Annotated in this window: 14 protein-coding genes; 7 read left to right on the forward strand and 7 right to left on the reverse strand. The window is 65.9% G+C overall.

Translation table 11 applies throughout. The features are described 5' to 3' along the window. Positions 1–257: 257 nt before the first annotated feature. On the forward strand, positions 258–1,757 hold the full coding sequence (locus ACFSX5_RS02410; RefSeq protein WP_386831427.1) for an inorganic phosphate transporter: 1,500 nt from the start codon (positions 258–260) through the stop codon (positions 1,755–1,757). Here the strand turns inward: ACFSX5_RS02410 and ACFSX5_RS02415 are convergent. The 3 genes from ACFSX5_RS02415 to ACFSX5_RS02425 all read right to left on the reverse strand — a co-directional run bounded on the left by ACFSX5_RS02415 (position 1,727) and on the right by ACFSX5_RS02425 (position 3,093). Further along, positions 1,727–2,215 (reverse strand): NUDIX hydrolase, encoded by a 489-nt coding sequence (locus tag ACFSX5_RS02415; protein WP_386831429.1) that lies wholly within the window; start codon positions 2,213–2,215, stop codon positions 1,727–1,729. The two genes, ACFSX5_RS02410 and ACFSX5_RS02415, sit on opposite strands and share 31 nt — an antisense overlap. Before the next feature lie 165 nt (positions 2,216–2,380). Next, positions 2,381–2,653: a YMGG-like glycine zipper-containing protein gene (locus ACFSX5_RS02420; RefSeq protein WP_386831431.1), complete on the reverse strand. Its 273-nt coding sequence runs from the start codon at positions 2,651–2,653 to the stop codon at positions 2,381–2,383. A 65-nt stretch (positions 2,654–2,718) separates the two neighbouring features. Then, the gene (locus ACFSX5_RS02425) at positions 2,719–3,093 is read right to left on the reverse strand and encodes a DUF423 domain-containing protein (RefSeq protein ID WP_386831432.1); all 375 of its coding nucleotides are present in this window, start codon (positions 3,091–3,093) and stop codon (positions 2,719–2,721) included. Between the two features lie 84 nt (positions 3,094–3,177). On the opposite strand from ACFSX5_RS02425, the gene ACFSX5_RS02430 reads away from it, so the two are divergent. Continuing rightward, the gene (locus ACFSX5_RS02430; RefSeq protein ID WP_386831434.1) at positions 3,178–4,584 is read left to right on the forward strand and encodes an MATE family efflux transporter; all 1,407 of its coding nucleotides are present in this window, start codon (positions 3,178–3,180) and stop codon (positions 4,582–4,584) included. Here ACFSX5_RS02430 and miaA read toward each other — a convergent pair. Then, the gene (miaA, locus tag ACFSX5_RS02435) at positions 4,581–5,480 is read right to left on the reverse strand and encodes a tRNA (adenosine(37)-N6)-dimethylallyltransferase MiaA (RefSeq protein ID WP_386831436.1); all 900 of its coding nucleotides are present in this window, start codon (positions 5,478–5,480) and stop codon (positions 4,581–4,583) included. The genes ACFSX5_RS02430 and miaA overlap by 4 nt on opposite strands. Between miaA and serB the strand changes: the two genes are divergently transcribed. Continuing rightward, a complete protein-coding gene (serB, locus tag ACFSX5_RS02440) occupies positions 5,479–6,351 on the forward strand; it encodes a phosphoserine phosphatase SerB (RefSeq protein WP_386831438.1) in 873 nt (290 codons plus the stop codon). The two genes, miaA and serB, sit on opposite strands and share 2 nt — an antisense overlap. Here serB and dinB read toward each other — a convergent pair. The 3 genes from dinB to motA all read right to left on the reverse strand — a co-directional run bounded on the left by dinB (position 6,348) and on the right by motA (position 9,465). Further along, positions 6,348–7,592: a DNA polymerase IV gene (gene dinB, locus ACFSX5_RS02445; protein ID WP_386831440.1), complete on the reverse strand. Its 1,245-nt coding sequence runs from the start codon at positions 7,590–7,592 to the stop codon at positions 6,348–6,350. The two genes, serB and dinB, sit on opposite strands and share 4 nt — an antisense overlap. Positions 7,593–7,665: 73 nt before the next feature. Then, on the reverse strand, positions 7,666–8,586 hold the full coding sequence (locus ACFSX5_RS02450; protein ID WP_386831442.1) for a flagellar motor protein MotB: 921 nt from the start codon (positions 8,584–8,586) through the stop codon (positions 7,666–7,668). A gap of 15 nt (positions 8,587–8,601) precedes the next feature. Beyond that, positions 8,602–9,465: a flagellar motor stator protein MotA gene (motA, locus tag ACFSX5_RS02455; protein ID WP_386831444.1), complete on the reverse strand. Its 864-nt coding sequence runs from the start codon at positions 9,463–9,465 to the stop codon at positions 8,602–8,604. 252 nt (positions 9,466–9,717) lie between these two features. Here motA and ACFSX5_RS02460 point away from each other — a divergent pair, with 252 nt between their 5' ends. The 4 genes from ACFSX5_RS02460 to carB all read left to right on the forward strand — a co-directional run bounded on the left by ACFSX5_RS02460 (position 9,718) and on the right by carB (position 15,395). Then, positions 9,718–10,149, forward strand: coding sequence for a PACE efflux transporter (locus ACFSX5_RS02460; protein WP_386831446.1), 432 nt, complete (start codon positions 9,718–9,720; stop codon positions 10,147–10,149). Beyond that, positions 10,150–11,253, forward strand: coding sequence for a THUMP domain-containing class I SAM-dependent RNA methyltransferase (locus tag ACFSX5_RS02465; RefSeq protein WP_386831448.1), 1,104 nt, complete (start codon positions 10,150–10,152; stop codon positions 11,251–11,253). A 242-nt stretch (positions 11,254–11,495) separates the two neighbouring features. Then, positions 11,496–11,873, forward strand: a complete 378-nt coding sequence (locus tag ACFSX5_RS02470) for a response regulator (protein ID WP_386831449.1) — start codon at positions 11,496–11,498, stop codon at positions 11,871–11,873. Between the two features lie 210 nt (positions 11,874–12,083). Next, positions 12,084–15,395 carry a carbamoyl-phosphate synthase large subunit gene (gene carB / locus ACFSX5_RS02475; protein ID WP_386831451.1) on the forward strand — a complete coding sequence of 1,104 codons (3,312 nt, stop codon included), beginning with the start codon at positions 12,084–12,086 and terminating at the stop codon, positions 15,393–15,395. Positions 15,396–15,637 lie beyond the last annotated feature (242 nt).

A 15,637-nucleotide genomic window follows, 5' to 3' on the forward strand; every position in this document is an offset into this window, starting at 1 on the left:
AAGGCCCCGTTTGGGACCTGTTTTCGGCGCACCAGCTATCGCGCGGGGTTTTACCCCACGTTGCCGATGCGCCTGCCTACTACGAGAATAAGTGCCCGCACGGGACCTCTCCTGAATTTCAGGACGTTTGAATACGGGTGGCGAGGGACGGCTGTCAACCCTTGCCCACAAGGTCGCTGCGGGGAACGCAACAAACCGGTGGTCATTCGCGCTTTCGATGGGTATGGCCTTCGCACCATTCGTGACAGTTCAGTGACATGACCAAAAGCGCACTCGACAAGGATCTGCAGCGGGTTTCGGGACTCGAGAACGCTACCAGCGATCTCGCCCGCAGATTGGCGGCACCAGGCATCGCCCTGGTGTTCCTGCTGGCTGCGGCCGTGTGGGCGAGTTCCACTGTCCTCGATGGACCGGGTAGCTACCTGGTGGTCATCGCTGCGGTTATCGCAGGTTACATGGCGATCAATGTCGGCGCCAACGACGTCGCCAACAACATGGGCCCCGCCGTGGGTTCCCGCGCCCTGACCATGACCGGCGCGCTGATCATCGCTGCGATCTTTGAGGCCGCCGGGGCGCTGCTGGCGGGCGGCGACGTGGTCAACACCGTGGCTCGAGACCTGCTCACCGGGCCGCAGATGGACGCGAGCCAGTTCGTCACCGTGATGATGGCGGCTCTGCTGGCCTCCGCGCTGTGGGTGAACCTCGCCACCTATCTCGGTGCTCCCGTCTCCACCACCCATGCGGTGGTGGGCGGCGTGGTGGGCGCGGGCATTGCCGCGGGTGGGTTTGGCATTGTCGCCTGGCCGATGATCGGGACCATCGCCGCAAGCTGGGTGATCTCGCCGGTGCTGGGTGGCGTCTTCGCCGCCGTGATCCTGGCGGTTATTCACCGCACCATCACCTCTCGCATCGACAAGATTTCGGCCGCGCGCGTGTGGGTGCCAATTCTGGTAGCGGCGATGACCGGCATCTTCGCCATGTATATGGCCACCAAGGGCCTGAGCCGCATCTGGAAGCCCGGCTTGCCGATGACCTTGCTCATCGGCTTGGTCTTCACGGCCCTGGGCTGGATTGTCACCATGCCGCTGGTTCGCCAGCAGTCCATGTATCTTGAGAACCGCAAGAAGCATGTGGCGACGCTGTTCCGGTTTCCGCTGGTGGTCGCGGCCGCGCTCCTGTCGTTCGCGCACGGCGCCAATGACGTGGCCAACGCTGTCGGCCCGTTCGCGGCCATCGTGACCACGATTCAATCGGGTCACAGCGAGACGGCGGGCATTACCCTGCCCCTGTGGGTGCTGGCAATCGGCGCTGTCGGTATTGCGCTTGGCCTGGCACTGTTCGGACCCCGGCTGATCCGTACGGTGGGCGAGCAGATTACCAAACTAAACGAAATCCGGGCCTATTGTGTGGCGCTGTCGGCGGCGATCACCGTGCTGGCGGCCTCTGCGCTGGGTCTGCCGGTGTCTTCCACCCACATCGCCGTGGGTGCGGTGTTCGGGGTCGGCTTCCTGCGCGAGTTTCAGTCGCAGCGCGACATGATCAACGTCGCCGTCCCGGTGCATGCCCGCTTCGTCGACCCGGAAATGCTGAACACGACGCCGGAAGAGGCGCTGTCGAGCGAACGCAAGCTGGCGCGCCGCCGCTTGGTGCGGCGCCAGCATGTACTCAGCATTGCTGCGGCTTGGGTGGTGACGGTACCGCTCTCGGCGGTCCTCGCCGCTTTGCTCTATTTGGTGCTCGGCCTGCTGCTGCCCTGACGCAGAGCAACTTCGGCACTGAGGCGGGTTGCGAGTTTCACCAGCGCTGGATCGGCAAGAAGGCGCTTGGCCTCGCTCAGCACCGTCCAGTGCCGCAGCCGCTGGCCCTTTTCCTTCCACTCGTCGAGCTGCTGCTCGACCCGGAGGGGATAGATGTCGACGTCGACCAACGCCGATCCCATCGCGCCAGCGCCAGTGCGATAGCTACCGATCGGGCTGGTGCTGACTTCGCCAACGACACCGGCTTCCTCGCGCGCTTCCTTGGCAGCACTCTCCCAGGGCGTAAGGCCGGCTTCGATCGCGCCCTTGGGGAAAATCCACCGGCCGGTACGGCGCGAGGTGATCAGCAGGATGGCGAGGCGGCCTTCAACGATCGCGTAGGGCAAGGCCCCTGCCTGACGAATGTCGCCGGCGGTCTCGACTTTGGGGCTCCAGTGGCGAAGAAGATCACGCAGCATGTTCGGCAGCCCAGATTGGTAACGGCGCGCTATCTAGCGTAGCCCCACGCGGGAGTCGACATCGGACAAGCGAATGCACCCGATCCAGGAGGGACTCCGGATCGGGTGCAGGGCGCCGCGAAGGCGCGTGGCAGCATGGGGCGATGCTGCAACCTCGAGTATGTCTTAGCCCTGCGGGCAGGTGTCGATGTAGCGGGTGCCGTTCGGGCGCTCGTACACGCAGCGGTCGTTGCTGTCGCCATAGCGGCCGAGCAGGTTGCCCGCGGCAGCGCCAGCAACGGCACCGATACCGGCACCCACCGCCGTACCAACCACATTGCCAGTGGTGGCAGCACCGACGACCGCACCACCGGCAGCGCCGATAGCGGCACCCTGCTGGGTGGACGTGCAGGCTGCCATCGACAGAGCGGTTGCGGCGATGATGATGAACTTGTGCATGAATAACCCTCCGAGAAATATCGGAGGCCAGAATGCGGCTATGTAGCGATCGGTTCCGTCCGCGTTTAACGAAAATTGAACGAAGTGCGAAACACGGCCGCCAAAGCCACCGCGAGCCAGCCCAGAACCATGAGGCCACCGCCGATCGGAGCGGCGCCCGGGAACAGCCCCTGCCCCATCCATTGACGGGTGGCGAGATCAACGACGAACAGCAGCGTCCCCGCTGCGAGCACCACTGCGCCGCTGCGCAACGCTCGACCTCTGGGGGAGAGCAGTCCCAGCACCAGCAGCACCGGAGCGTGAGCCAGCGCGATAGTGGCGATGGAGCCAAGCAGGCGCCCAGCCTCGCCGTGCGACGCCCCGGCCGCTGAGGCAACGCCGGCAGCCCCCAGCAGACCTGCAATGGCCACGAGGCCTCGGCCGAAGAGCAATTCGCGCATGCGGGACATTCCTTCCTTGGAGCGGCAGCCCTTCCGCCCAACACCGGTTTGGTCTAGAGCACCTGCCGCGAGTAGGACAAGAACATGATCACCCACGAGGCCGGAGCACCCGTTCCGCCGGCAAACGGCCGCTTCGCACCTTGGACAACCGAGCTCCGCGCCACCTTCGCGCTGGCATGGCCGCTGGTGGTCGCCCAGGTGGCGCAAAACGCCCTGCAGGCCACCGATGTGATCATGATGGGCTGGCTGGGGCCGGAGGCACTTGCCTCTGGCACGCTGGCCTCGACCTTCTTGATGCCGTTCTTCCTGTTGGCAGTGGGCATCGTGGGCGCTGTGGCTCCCCTGACGGCACAGGCACGCGGCGCACGCAACGTCCGGGCGGTACGGCGCATCGTGCGGCAGGGGTTCTGGGCCGCAATCGTGCTGACGCTGGTGCTCACACCGGTCATCCTCCAGATCCGCACGGTGTTCGCCATCCTCGGACAGGACCCGACGCTGACCGCACGGGCCGAAGAGTACATCCAGATTGCGGTGCTGATGCTGCTGCCGGCGCTGGGGGTCATCGCCCTGCGCTCGCTGCTGTCGTCCTTCGATGCGACACGGGTCATTCTGGTCATCACCGTCGGCGGCGTGATCGCCAACGCCATCGGCAACTATCTGCTGATGTTCGGCCCCTTCGGGCTACCGCGGCTGGAACTGCGCGGAGCCGCCATCGCCACGGTCTGCACCAACATCATCATGTTCGGCCTGTTCCTGACCTTTGTCCTCCGGCACCGGCGCTTCCGCCGCTTCCATATCCTGCTTCGGTTCTGGAAGCCCGATTGGCCCCGCTTCCGCGAAATCTTCCGCATCGGCACCCCGATCGGACTGACGGTGCTGGCGGAGGTCGGCCTGTTCACCGCGGCCGCCCTGCTGATGGGGCGGCTGGGCACGGACGAGGTGGCCGCGCACGCTGTTGCGCTGCAATGCGCGTCGCTCGCCTTCATGGTGCCGCTGGGTCTCGGCATCGCAGCGACCGTGCGGGTCGGGGTCGCCTACGGCCGGCAGGATGCGGAGGGTATTCGCTTGGCCGGCTGGACCGCCTTCGCGCTTGGCACGGCCTTCATGGTCGTCTCGGCGCTGACATTCCTTCTCTTCGGGCCCGCCATCGTCACCTTGTTCCTCGACCCCAACGTTCCGGAGAACCAGGGCGCGCTGGTGCTCGCGGCTTCATTCCTCGCCATTGCCGGCATTTTCCAGTTGGTGGATGGCGCTCAGGTGGTTGCAGCCCACGCCCTGCGGGGGCTGAGCGACACCACCGTGCCGATGATGATGGCCATATTCGGCTATTGGCTCGTGGGGCTGCCGATCGCCTACGTGCTGGGTCTGGTGGTGGGCTGGCGTGGCATCGGTATCTGGATCGGCCTTGCCTGTGGCCTGGCTTTCGTGGCCGTGCTGCTGGTCAGCCGCTTCGCCATGCGCGAACGGCTCGGGCTCCTGCGGCCGCGCTAAAGCGGATCGAGGCGCGGCCAATCGGCGAAGCGATTGCGGAACCAGGTGCGCTGGCGCTTGGCGTATTGCTGGGTCGCGATGGTGGCGAGCCGCACCGCCTCTTCGCGGCCGATGTGGCCGTCGAGCCAGTCCCCGATCTCGGGTACGCCGATGGCCTTCATCACCGGCAAGGTCGGGTCGAGTTCGAGCCGGCGTAGCGCCTCGACCTCCTCGACAGCGCCGGCATCCATCATGGTTTCGAACCGGTGGGCGATGCGGTCGCGCAGCACCTGGCGATCGGGATCGAGCACCAGCCGCTCGACCTGCCAGCCCTCGAGAAGCCCGGATTGCGGGGCTTTTTGGAAGCTCGACAGCGGCCTTCCGGTGGCGCGTTTGACGGCCAAAGCCCGGATCAAACGCTGCGGATCGGCGACGCCGAGGCGGGCGGCAGCCTCCGGATCCTCGCGCTGAAGCAGCGCCAGCCGTTCGGCGCCGCCAAGCTGTTGAAACTCTTGTTGAACCTGAAGCGTGACGGCCTCGGGCACCGGCGGTACGTCAGCGAATCCGTTTACGAGCGCATCGAAGTAAAGTCCTGTCCCGCCAACGAAAATCAGCGGGCCGGTGGTGCCGGCGATGACTTCCTTAACCGCCTCCAGCCACATGCCGGTGGAGAACCGCACCGCGGCCGGAACCGTGCCGTAAAGGCGATGATCCGCTTGCTTTTCGTCACCCGCAGAGGGACGAGCGGTGAGGATTTGCAGCGTATCGTACACCTGCATGGCATCGGTGTTGACGATGACGGCGCCCTCGGTCTGAGCGCGCCGGAGGGCGAGCGCCGACTTGCCGCTGGCGGTGGGACCCGCTATCAGGACGGCCCGTCGCGTCCCTGTCGCATCCCCTCCAGAATTGGTTGCCATGCCGGTCCTTTGCCTCATCGCGAACCCAGCCGAGCCTGAGCTCGACACCGCCATTGCCACGGAAGTGGCGGACGCCGTCGGTGGTGAACTCAACTGGCTGAACCCGGACATTGCCTGCGAGATCGTCGAGCCGAAGTCAACCGAGGCGCTGGCCAGCGCCCGCGCCATCATCGGTGAGCGGCCGATCGACGCCGCGCTGGTGCCGACCGAGGGGCGCCGCAAGCAGCTGCTGATCGCCGACATGGATTCCACCATGATCGAGCAGGAGTGCATCGACGAACTCGCCGATGAACTCGGGATCAAGCCGCAGGTGGCCGAGATCACCGACCGGGCGATGCGGGGCGAACTGGATTTTGGGCAGGCCCTCGATACCCGCGTGGCTCTGCTCAAGGGACTGGAGCGCCGGGTGGTGGAGGAAATTCGCCGCGAGCGCATCACCCTGGCGCCGGGCGGCCGGGCGCTGGTGCACACCATGAAGGCCTATGGCGCCTATACGTCGCTGGTGTCGGGCGGCTTCACCCTGTTTGCCGACTACATCGCCAAGCGCATCGGCTTCGACGAGGCGGTCGCCAATGTGCTGGACTTCGATGGTGACGTGCTCGCCGGCACGGTGCAGAAGCCGATCGTCGACAAGGACACCAAGCGTCAGCGCCTCGAAGCCCTGGCGGCGGAACGGGGGCTGGACCTGGCCCAGACGCTGGCGGTTGGTGACGGGGCCAACGACCTCGACATGATCCGCATCGCCGGCTTCGGGGTGGCGCTGCATGCCAAGCCGGCAGTGGCGGCCGAGGCAGGCATCCGGATCGATCATGGCGATCTCACTGCCCTGCTCTACCTGCAGGGCTACAGCGAAGACGATTTCGTCCGCTAAAGGTCCTTCTCGGCCAGTTCACGGAAGGCGTCCGGCACGCTCTTGCGGCCCTCCAGCACGACGTCGCCGAAGCCGATGGCTTCCCAGCCAAATCGACCGCGGACCCTGTCCATCGCCCGGTCTGCCTGCCAGCGTGCCGCTCCTTTCGGCGCACCGGGCCGCCGGTGCTCGTCTCCAAGGCCAAGCCCGAACTCCAGTTGCAGCCCCGACTGCGGCTCGAGATGCGAGACCGAGATGGCGAGCAGGGATATCCAGCGCTCCTGCCGGTGATCGCGTTTGACGGTCTCGACAAGTTCTTCGGCCACTTCCGTCAGGATGGCCGTGGCCGCCACCGGTGCACCAAGGGTGATGGAGCGGGTGACGGCGCGCATGTCGGCAAAGCGCACCCGCGCCGTGACAGTCCGGCCGGCGAGCTCCTTGGCACGCATGCGCGAACAGATGCGGTCGGCCAGATGCCGCAGCGTCGGCCGAACCACCACGGCCGCAAAGGCCTGCTTGCCGAGGGCCGACTGCGCGCCGACGGAGCGCGCCCGCTGACCGGTGGCGATGACGCGCGGATCGCGGTTCCAGGCCAGGGCGGCGAGCTTCTGCACGGCCGCCACTCCGACCAGACTCTCGAGCGACTTGCCGGGCATGGCCGCCAACTGCCCGATGGTCCGAATGCCGGCTTCGTTGAGCTTGCGGCCGGTCACCGGACCGACACCCCACATCAGATCGACCGGCAGGTCATGGAGGAAGGTCACCTCGTTTTCCGGCGGCACCACCACCAGGCCGTCGGGCTTGGTCACCTGCGAGGCGATCTTGGCGAGGTGCTTGGTGCGCGCCACGCCGATGGAGATGGCAAGGCCGATTTCGTCGCGCACCCGCTGTCGCACCAGCCGCGCAACGGCCTCGGGAGGTCCGAACAGATGGGCGGTGCCGGCGACGTCGGCGAAGGCCTCGTCGATCGAGATGCGCTCGACCAGGGGCGTGTAGTCGCTCAGGATGGCGATCGCTGCGTCGCCCAGGCGCTGATAGTCCTTGAAGTGGCCGGGAACGAAGATCAGGTCGGGGCAGAGCTCGCGTGCCTGTCGCCCGCCCATGCCGCCACGGACGCCGAAAGCCTTGGCCTCGTAGGAAGCAGCGAGCACCACCCCGCCCCCGACGGCGATCGGCTTGCCGCGCAGGGCCGGATCGAACAACTGCTCGACCGAGGCATAAAACGCATCGAGATCGGCATGCAGGATCGTCGCCGGTTCCATGTCCGCGCCCTCTCACCCGCCACAACGCTATGCCGCCGCGGCCTCGAGTTCAAGAACAAAAGAAGAACGAAGTCTAGGGGGCGAGCACGGCCGGAACCGGCGGTGCCTGGTTTAACACGGTGATCTGGATCCGCTCGTTGGCGGCTTGGTAGGGGTCGTCGGGAAAGAACGGATCGCCCGAGGAGCGACCGCCGACCGAGGCGACACGATCGTCGCTCAGGCCGAATTCGCCGAGAATGCTCCGCACCACATTGGCACGATCGCTGGAGAGCTCCCAGGAACCGTAACGCGGATTGGCATAGGTGGCCCCCGCCGCGGTGTGGCCAGTGATGCTCACCTGGTTGGACAGTTGCTGCAGCACTGGCGCCAAGGCGGCAATGGCAGCCCGGGTATACTCGTACGGGTACTTCGATCCTTCGGGGAACATGGGCGTCCCCTCCTGGTCGACGATCTGGATGTTGAGACCGTCTTCGGTCTCTTCGACGATCAGGTTGTCGGCGATCTCGGCGATCTCCGGCATGGCCTGCCAGGCCTGGCGGATACTGGCGGCGGCGCTGTGGAAGAGCTGGTCGTTGGCGGACTTGAGGTTCTGCTCGGAAGCGCCGATCGACTGGGTCTCGGCGCCCACCTGCCCCTCCTGGCCGCCGAGGCCGTGCTCAGGCGCGCCGAATTCGGTGCTCTCGGCGGAAACCGAGGCGTCCGCCTCCTGGTCGAGCGTCGAGCCGGCCATCTTGGCACCGCTCTCGTCGAGAGCGGTACCGCCCATGACGCCGCCGGAACCACTGGTGGAAATGGCAACGTTGGGCGGGGCGAAATAATCCGCCAGTCCCTTCTTCTGCTCCGGCGTGGTCATGCTAATCAGCCAGAGCAGCAGGAAGAACGCCATCATCGCCGTCACGAAGTCGGCATAGGCGATCTTCCAGGCGCCGCCGTGATGGGCGTGCCCGGACTTCTTGACCTTCTTGATGATGATCGGCTGGTCGGTGTTGGCCATGAAAAGTGCTCAGCCTCAGGCGGTAGCCGGCAGGTTGGCCGTGGCCTCGTCCACTTCCGCAAAAGTCGGGCGAACGTCGCTCATCAGTGCCTTGCGGGCGAACTCCACCGCCATCACCGGCACCTGGCCGGAGACGTGGGCCAGCAGGCCAACCTTGAGCGACAGGAAGTACTTGGATTCCGCCTCATAGCTGTTGCGCAGCGAGGCGGCGAACGGGGCGAAGAAACCATAGGCCACGAACACGCCGAAGAAGGTGCCCACCAGCGCGCCACCGATCATGTGACCCAGCACTTCCGGCGGCTCGGCGATCGAGCCCATGGTCTTGATCACGCCCAGCACCGCCGCGACGATGCCCAGCGCCGGGGTGCCATCGGCCAGCGACTGCATGGCGGACACCATGCGCTCCTGCTCCTGATGGTGGGTCTCGAGTTCCTCGTCCATCAGCGCTTCCATCTCGTGCTGATTGTTGGCGCCGAGAGTGACCATGCGCATGTAGTCGCACACGAACTCCACCGCGTGGTGGTTCTTGGCAAAACTCGGGAAGGCGTTGAACAGGGTCGATTCGTGCGGGTTCTCGATATGTGGCTCGAGCGCCAGGATGCCCTTGGATTGGATCAGCTTGTACATGGCGTACTGCATGCCGAGCAGTTCGACGAAGGCGGCCTTGTTGTATTTGGGACCCTTGAACAGGGTACCGAAGGCAGCGGGAAGGGCCTTCAGCACCGGTGCACCGTTGGCGATCACGAAGGCGCCGATGGCGGCGCCGAGAATGATGACGAATTCAAAGGGCTGCCACAGCACTTCCACGTGCCCGCCAAGGGCGGCATACCCCCCCAGCACACTGCCGAACACGATGACGATGCCAATGATGAGGCGCATACGACGCAATACTCACGCTTGTGCCTCCCCGCCGCAGCCGGACTGGAGAGCCATGTAACCGTTACAATCGGGGCAATTTGGTTCCCGCTGCGCCGCATAGTGCCGTGCTTACGCTTAACGCAGCGTATATCCGGCAGGACCTTGCCAGCCGCGGGTCCGGCCCTATATTGCCCCTCGAGCGAGGACGACCTCCCCCGTCAACGGGTCACCATCAGCCGGGACGGCCCGGCACCCCAGACGGAGTGTCTTTCCATGCGCACCACTCGCGACCGTATCCGCCACGCCATTTCATTCGAGGTCATCGGCCTGGCTCTGATCACGCCGCTCGCTGCCTTCCTGTTCCACATGCCGATGACCTCCATCGGTGTAGTGGCACTGGTCGGCTCGCTGCTGGCGACCGGCTGGAACTATCTCTACAACATCCTCTTCGACCAGGTGTCGCTGCGCCTGCGCGGCACCGTGATCAAGACCGTGCCCCTCAGGGTGCTGCATGCAGTGCTGTTCGAATTCGGCTTGTTGCTGGTGCTGCTGCCGTTCATCGCCTGGTATCTCGACATCTCCATCTGGCAGGCGCTGGTGATGGATATCGGCTTTGCGCTGTTCTACATGGGCTATGCGTTCGTGTTCAACTGGGCCTACGATCGCATCTTCCCCATTCCGAACCCCACCGGCCAGCGAGCCTGAATGCCGACCGATTTCGAGATCTTCCTTGTCGCGACGCCCGGCCTCGAAGCCCCGCTGCGCGACGAGGCGCTGGCGGCCGGTTTTGCCGACGCTGCTGTGGTCGAGGGCGGCGTCAGCTTCCGCGGCGGTTGGCCGGACGTGTGGCGCGCCAATCTCGAACTGCGCGGCGCCACCCGCGTACTCGTCCGGCTGTGGAGCTTCCGCGCCGCGCATCTGGCGCAGCTCGACAAGCGGGCGCGAAAGCTCGCCTGGGCCGAGGTGCTGCGTCCGGACGTGCCGGTGACGGTGGAAGCCACCTGTCGGCGCTCGCGCATCTACCATGCCGGCGCTGCCGCGCAGCGGGTCGCCACCGCCATCAGCGAGGAACTCGGCGCTCCCGTGGCCGACGACGCGCCGCTGCGGATCATGGTCCGCATCGAGGACGACCTCGTCGCCGTCAGCGTCGATACGACGGGCGAGTCGCTGCACAAGCGCGGCTTCAAGGAAGCGGTGAGCAAGGCGCCGATGCGCGAGACCATTGCGGCGATGTTCCTGCGGCAGTGCGGCTACACGGGAACGGAGCCGGTGCTCGATCCGATGTGCGGCTCGGGTACCTTCGTCATCGAGGCAGCGGAAATCGCCTTGGGCCTAAGGCCCGGCCGCGAGCGCAGCTTTGCCTTCGAGCACCTCAAGACGTTCGATCCCGGTGCGTGGTCCCATTTGCGGGCGCCTGGGCCGGCCAGGTCCACCGACTTGCGCTTCTTCGGGTCCGATCGCGACGCCGGTGCCATCCGCATGAGCAGCGAGAACGCCGAGCGGGCGGGCGTCGGCGCGGTGACGGTGTTCGATGCGCGCAGCATCGACGCGCTGCAGCGGCCGGACGGGCCGGAGGGCCTCGTCATCGTCAATCCGCCCTATGGCAGCCGCATCGGCAGCAAGGCGCCGCTGGTGGCGCTGCACCGCAATCTCGGCTCGGTGCTGCGCGAGCGCTTCCGCGGCTGGCGCGTCGGCCTCATCACCGCTGACAAGGACCTCGCCCGCGCTACCGCCCTGCCCTTCACAGCCGAGCCGCCGGTGCTGCATGGCGGCTTGCGGGTGACGCTGTTCCGGACGGGGGCGCTCTAGCCCCCGCGTCGACAATGATGTTGGCTCCACACCGCCAACACACTCGATGCTTTGGTCCTCGGCAATGGTGACGAGATCCCAGGATGGACCCCGCTTTCGCGGGGATGACATCGGGGTTGTTGAGTGGCCGATCGGTACAATTTTATTCAACCGGTAACCATACTGGCAGCTATGCACGAATGAGCGGCAACGGATCGGGCGCTCGGGGCTTGCCCTATCACGCCGATTGTGGGGTGCAGCAAATGCCCAAGCCAGCCAAGATACTCGTCGTCGAAGACCAGGTTCTCCTGCTGCTCGACCTTGTCGACCAGCTGGCCGAGTGCGGCTTCGATTCCCTGCCGCTGACCACCGCCGACGGCGCCGCCGAGTCGCTGCTGCGCACCCGCATCGACGGGCTGGTGACCGACATCGACCTGCCGGGCACGCTGAGCGGCCTCGACCTCGCCCGCCGCTGCGCCGAGATCCAGCCCGGGCTGCCGATCGTCGTCGTTTCCGGGGGCCATCACCCCCGCGCCGAGGAACTGCCGCCCGGCGCCGTGTTCCTCTCCAAGCCCTACCGGCTGGAGGACATCGTGGCGGGCCTGACCGCCCCTGCCCGTACCCGCGTCTGTGCGGCATGATCGGCACGGTGTCGCACTCACAAGTTGATGCGACGCCGCCCCTTCCCTTTGCGGTTCTTCTCCGCTAAACCGCCCACCTAACCACCACGTCCGGTCTCCTGCCCCGTGCCGCAGCGCTCAGTTGCCGCGCGGGTTTCGCGCGGATGGGTGCGTCCGGGCGATTCTCCTCCCCCTCGCCCGGCTTCAGTAGATCAGAGCCGAGCGAGCCCCATGCCCAAGCGTACCGACATCAAATCGATCCTCATCATCGGTGCGGGTCCGATCATCATCGGGCAGGCCTGTGAGTTCGACTATTCCGGCACCCAGGCGTGCAAGGCGCTGAAGGAGGAGGGCTACCGGATCATCCTGGTGAACTCCAACCCGGCGACGATCATGACCGATCCGGACCTCGCCGACGCCACCTATATGGAGCCGATCACCCCCGAAGTGGTCGCCAAGATCATCGAGAAGGAGCGTCCCGACGCGCTGCTGCCGACCATGGGCGGCCAGACCGCGCTCAACTGCGCCCTGTCGCTCAGGAAGATGGGCGTGCTCGACAAGTTCGGGGTCGAGATGATCGGGGCGACGGCGGAGGCCATCGACAAGGCCGAGGACCGCGAGCTGTTCCGCGATGCGATGAAGAAGATCGGGCTCGAGACCCCGCGCTCGATGCTCGCCCACAACACCATCGAGGCCCTGCAGGCGCTCGAAGTGATCGGCCTGCCGGCGATCATCCGCCCGAGCTTCACCCTCGGCGGCACCGGCGGCGGCATCGCCTACAACCGCGAGGAATATCTCGCCATCTGCGAGAGCGGCATCGACGCCTCGCCCACCAATGAAGTGCTGGTGGAAGAAAGCGTGCTCGGCTGGAAAGAGTACGAGATGGAGGTTGTCCGCGACAAGAAGGACAACTGCATCATCGTCTGCTCGATCGAGAATATCGACCCGATGGGCGTTCACACCGGCGACTCCATCACCGTCGCCCCGGCGCTGACGCTGACCGACAAGGAATACCAGATCATGCGCGACGCCTCGCTGGCGGTGCTGCGCGAGATCGGCGTCGAGACCGGCGGTTCGAACGTGCAGTTCGGCATCAACCCGCGCGATGGCCGCATGGTGGTGATCGAGATGAACCCGCGCGTGTCGCGCTCCTCGGCGCTCGCCTCCAAGGCCACCGGCTTCCCGATCGCCAAGGTCGCGGCGCGCCTCGCCGTCGGCTACACGCTCGACGAACTCGAAAACGACATCACCGGCGGCGCCACCCCGGCCTCGTTCGAGCCGAGCATCGACTACGTCGTCACCAAGATCCCGCGCTTCGCCTTCGAGAAGTTCCCCGGCGCCGACAACAAGCTCACCACCTCGATGAAGTCGGTGGGCGAGGCCATGGCCATCGGCCGCACCTTCCAGGAGTCGCTGCAGAAGGCGCTGCGCTCGCTCGAAACCGGTCTGACCGGCCTCAACGAAGTGGGCATTCCGGGTCTCGGCGAAGGCGACGACAAGAACGCCATCAAGGGCGCGCTCGGCACGCCGACGCCGCAGCGGCTGCTGCATGTGGCGGAAGCCATGCGCCTCGGCGTCTCGGACGAAGACATCTTCGAAGCCTGCAAGATCGACCCGTGGTTCCTCGATCAGATGCGCGGCATCGTCGATACCGAGCAGCGCATCCGCGAATACGGCCTGCCCAAGGACGCGCAGACCCTGCGCATGCTGAAGTCGATGGGCTTCTCCGATGCCCGCCTGGCGCAGCTCGCCAACCTCAAGCCGGCCGACGTCCGCCGCCTGCGCCACGAGCTAGGCGTGCGCCCGGTGTTCAAGCGCATCGACACCTCGGCCGCAGAGTTCGCTTCGCCGACGGCCTACATGTACTCGACCTATGAGGCGCCCTTTGCAGGCGAGCCCGAGGACGAGGCACGCCCATCGGATCGCAAGAAGGTGGTGATCCTCGGCGGTGGCCCGAACCGCATCGGCCAGGGCATCGAGTTCGACTATTGCTGCTGCCATGCGGCCTTTGCGCTGGCTGATGCCGGCTACGAGACCATCATGGTCAACTGCAACCCCGAAACGGTTTCGACCGACTACGACACCTCCGACCGGCTCTATTTCGAGCCACTGACCGAGGAAGACGTCATCGAGATCCTCGAGACGGAAAAGCAGAACGGCACCCTCCACGGCGTCATCGTGCAGTTCGGCGGCCAGACCCCGCTGAACCTGGCCGAGGCGGTGCAGAACGCCGGCGTGCCGATCCTGGGCACCCAGCCGGACGCCATCGATCTTGCCGAGGACCGCGACCTGTTCTCAAAGCTCCTCAACAAGCTTGGCCTGACCCAGCCCAAGAACGGCATCGCCTACTCGCTGGAGCAGGCGCGGCTCGTCGCCGAGCGTCTCGGCTACCCGCTGGTGATCCGCCCGTCCTACGTGCTGGGCGGCCGCGCCATGGCCATCGTCCACTCGGCCAACGAGTTCGAGCGCTATGTGCAGGACACGCTGACCGGCCTGGTGCCGCCCGACATCCTGTCGCGCTACCCCAACGACAAGACCGGCCAGATCAATTCCGTCCTGTCCGACAACCCGCTGCTCTTCGACGCTTATCTGTCCGGCGCCACCGAGATCGACGTCGATGCGCTGTGCGACGGCGAGGACGTGTTCGTGGCCGGCATCATGGAGCACATCGAGGAAGCCGGCATCCACTCGGGCGACTCCGCCTGCTCGCTGCCGCCGCGTACCCTCTCCGAGGAGACCATTGCCGAGCTCAAGCGCCAGACGCGTGAACTCGCCTTCGCGCTCAAGGTCGGGGGGCTGATGAACGTCCAGTACGCCTACAAGGACGGCACCATCTACCTGCTGGAAGTGAACCCGCGCGCTTCGCGCACCGTGCCCTTCGTCGCCAAGGTGATCGGCAAGCCGATCGCCAAGATCGCCTCGCGCGTCATGGCCGGCGAGAAGCTGTCGGCCTTCGACCTTGCCGAGAAGAAGCTCAAGCACATCGCCGTCAAGGAAGCCGTGTTCCCGTTCAACCGCTTCCCCGGCGTCGACACCGTGCTCGGCCCGGAGATGAAGTCGACGGGCGAAGTGATCGGCCTCGACACCGATTTCGCCATCGCCTTCGCCAAGTCGCAGATGGGCGCCGGCCAGAAGGTCCCCAACTCGGGCGCGGCCTTCATCTCGGTGCGCGACCAGGACAAGGAGCACATCGTCGACATGGCGCGCCACCTGGTCGAGGCGGGCTTCACCATCCTCGCCACCGGCGGCACCCAGCGCTACCTCGCCGAGAACGGCGTGCCGGCGACCAAGATCAACAAGGTGCTCGAAGGCCGCCCGCACATCGTCGACTCCATGAAGAACGGCGGCGTGCAACTGGTGATCAACACCACGGACGGCATGAAGTCGATCTCCGACAGTCGCGACATCCGCCGCACGGCGCTTTTGGCGAAGATCCCCTACTACACCACCATCGATGGCGCCCTGGCCGCGGTGGAAGGGATCGTCGCCTACCAGCGAGGGAACCTGCAGGTGCGCTCGGTGCAGGAGTATTTCGCGGCTTAGGGCGGATCGGCCCAGTCTCCGTAGACCTCATCCTGAGCTTGTCGAAGGGCGAGGTCGCGGCCCCGGTGCTACCGACCTCGTGGTTCGACAGGCTCACCATGAGGTCTATGGGAAGCTGGTGCTCCCCCATCCTTGGATCCCTCCCCACAAGGGGAAGGAGACGGTGAACACCAGCACTGGGGCTCCTGCGCCTCCCTCCCCTCGGTGGGGAGGGATTGAGGGTGGGTGGAGCCACGCTTGAC

It is taken from the genome of Devosia albogilva (assembly GCF_042685625.1).
Lineage (GTDB): Bacteria > Pseudomonadota > Alphaproteobacteria > Rhizobiales > Devosiaceae > Devosia > Devosia albogilva.

What these genes read in the sequence shown, in the direction of transcription:
- serB (WP_386831438.1), top strand. Translation starts at nt 5,479, where the DNA reads ATGCCGGTCCTTTGCCTCATCGCGAACCCAGCCGAGCCTGAGCTCGAC.
- ACFSX5_RS02425 (WP_386831432.1), bottom strand. Translation starts at nt 3,093, where the DNA reads ATGCGCGAATTGCTCTTCGGCCGAGGCCTCGTGGCCATTGCAGGTCTG.
- ACFSX5_RS02460 (WP_386831446.1), top strand. Translation starts at nt 9,718, where the DNA reads ATGCGCACCACTCGCGACCGTATCCGCCACGCCATTTCATTCGAGGTC.
- ACFSX5_RS02450 (WP_386831442.1), bottom strand. Translation starts at nt 8,586, where the DNA reads ATGGCCAACACCGACCAGCCGATCATCATCAAGAAGGTCAAGAAGTCC.
- dinB (WP_386831440.1), bottom strand. Translation starts at nt 7,592, where the DNA reads ATGGAACCGGCGACGATCCTGCATGCCGATCTCGATGCGTTTTATGCC.
- ACFSX5_RS02415 (WP_386831429.1), bottom strand. Translation starts at nt 2,215, where the DNA reads ATGCTGCGTGATCTTCTTCGCCACTGGAGCCCCAAAGTCGAGACCGCC.
- miaA (WP_386831436.1), bottom strand. Translation starts at nt 5,480, where the DNA reads ATGGCAACCAATTCTGGAGGGGATGCGACAGGGACGCGACGGGCCGTC.
- ACFSX5_RS02465 (WP_386831448.1), top strand. Translation starts at nt 10,150, where the DNA reads ATGCCGACCGATTTCGAGATCTTCCTTGTCGCGACGCCCGGCCTCGAA.
- ACFSX5_RS02420 (WP_386831431.1), bottom strand. Translation starts at nt 2,653, where the DNA reads ATGCACAAGTTCATCATCATCGCCGCAACCGCTCTGTCGATGGCAGCC.
- carB (WP_386831451.1), top strand. Translation starts at nt 12,084, where the DNA reads ATGCCCAAGCGTACCGACATCAAATCGATCCTCATCATCGGTGCGGGT.
- motA (WP_386831444.1), bottom strand. Translation starts at nt 9,465, where the DNA reads ATGCGCCTCATCATTGGCATCGTCATCGTGTTCGGCAGTGTGCTGGGG.
- ACFSX5_RS02430 (WP_386831434.1), top strand. Translation starts at nt 3,178, where the DNA reads ATGATCACCCACGAGGCCGGAGCACCCGTTCCGCCGGCAAACGGCCGC.
- ACFSX5_RS02410 (WP_386831427.1), top strand. Translation starts at nt 258, where the DNA reads ATGACCAAAAGCGCACTCGACAAGGATCTGCAGCGGGTTTCGGGACTC.
- ACFSX5_RS02470 (WP_386831449.1), top strand. Translation starts at nt 11,496, where the DNA reads ATGCCCAAGCCAGCCAAGATACTCGTCGTCGAAGACCAGGTTCTCCTG.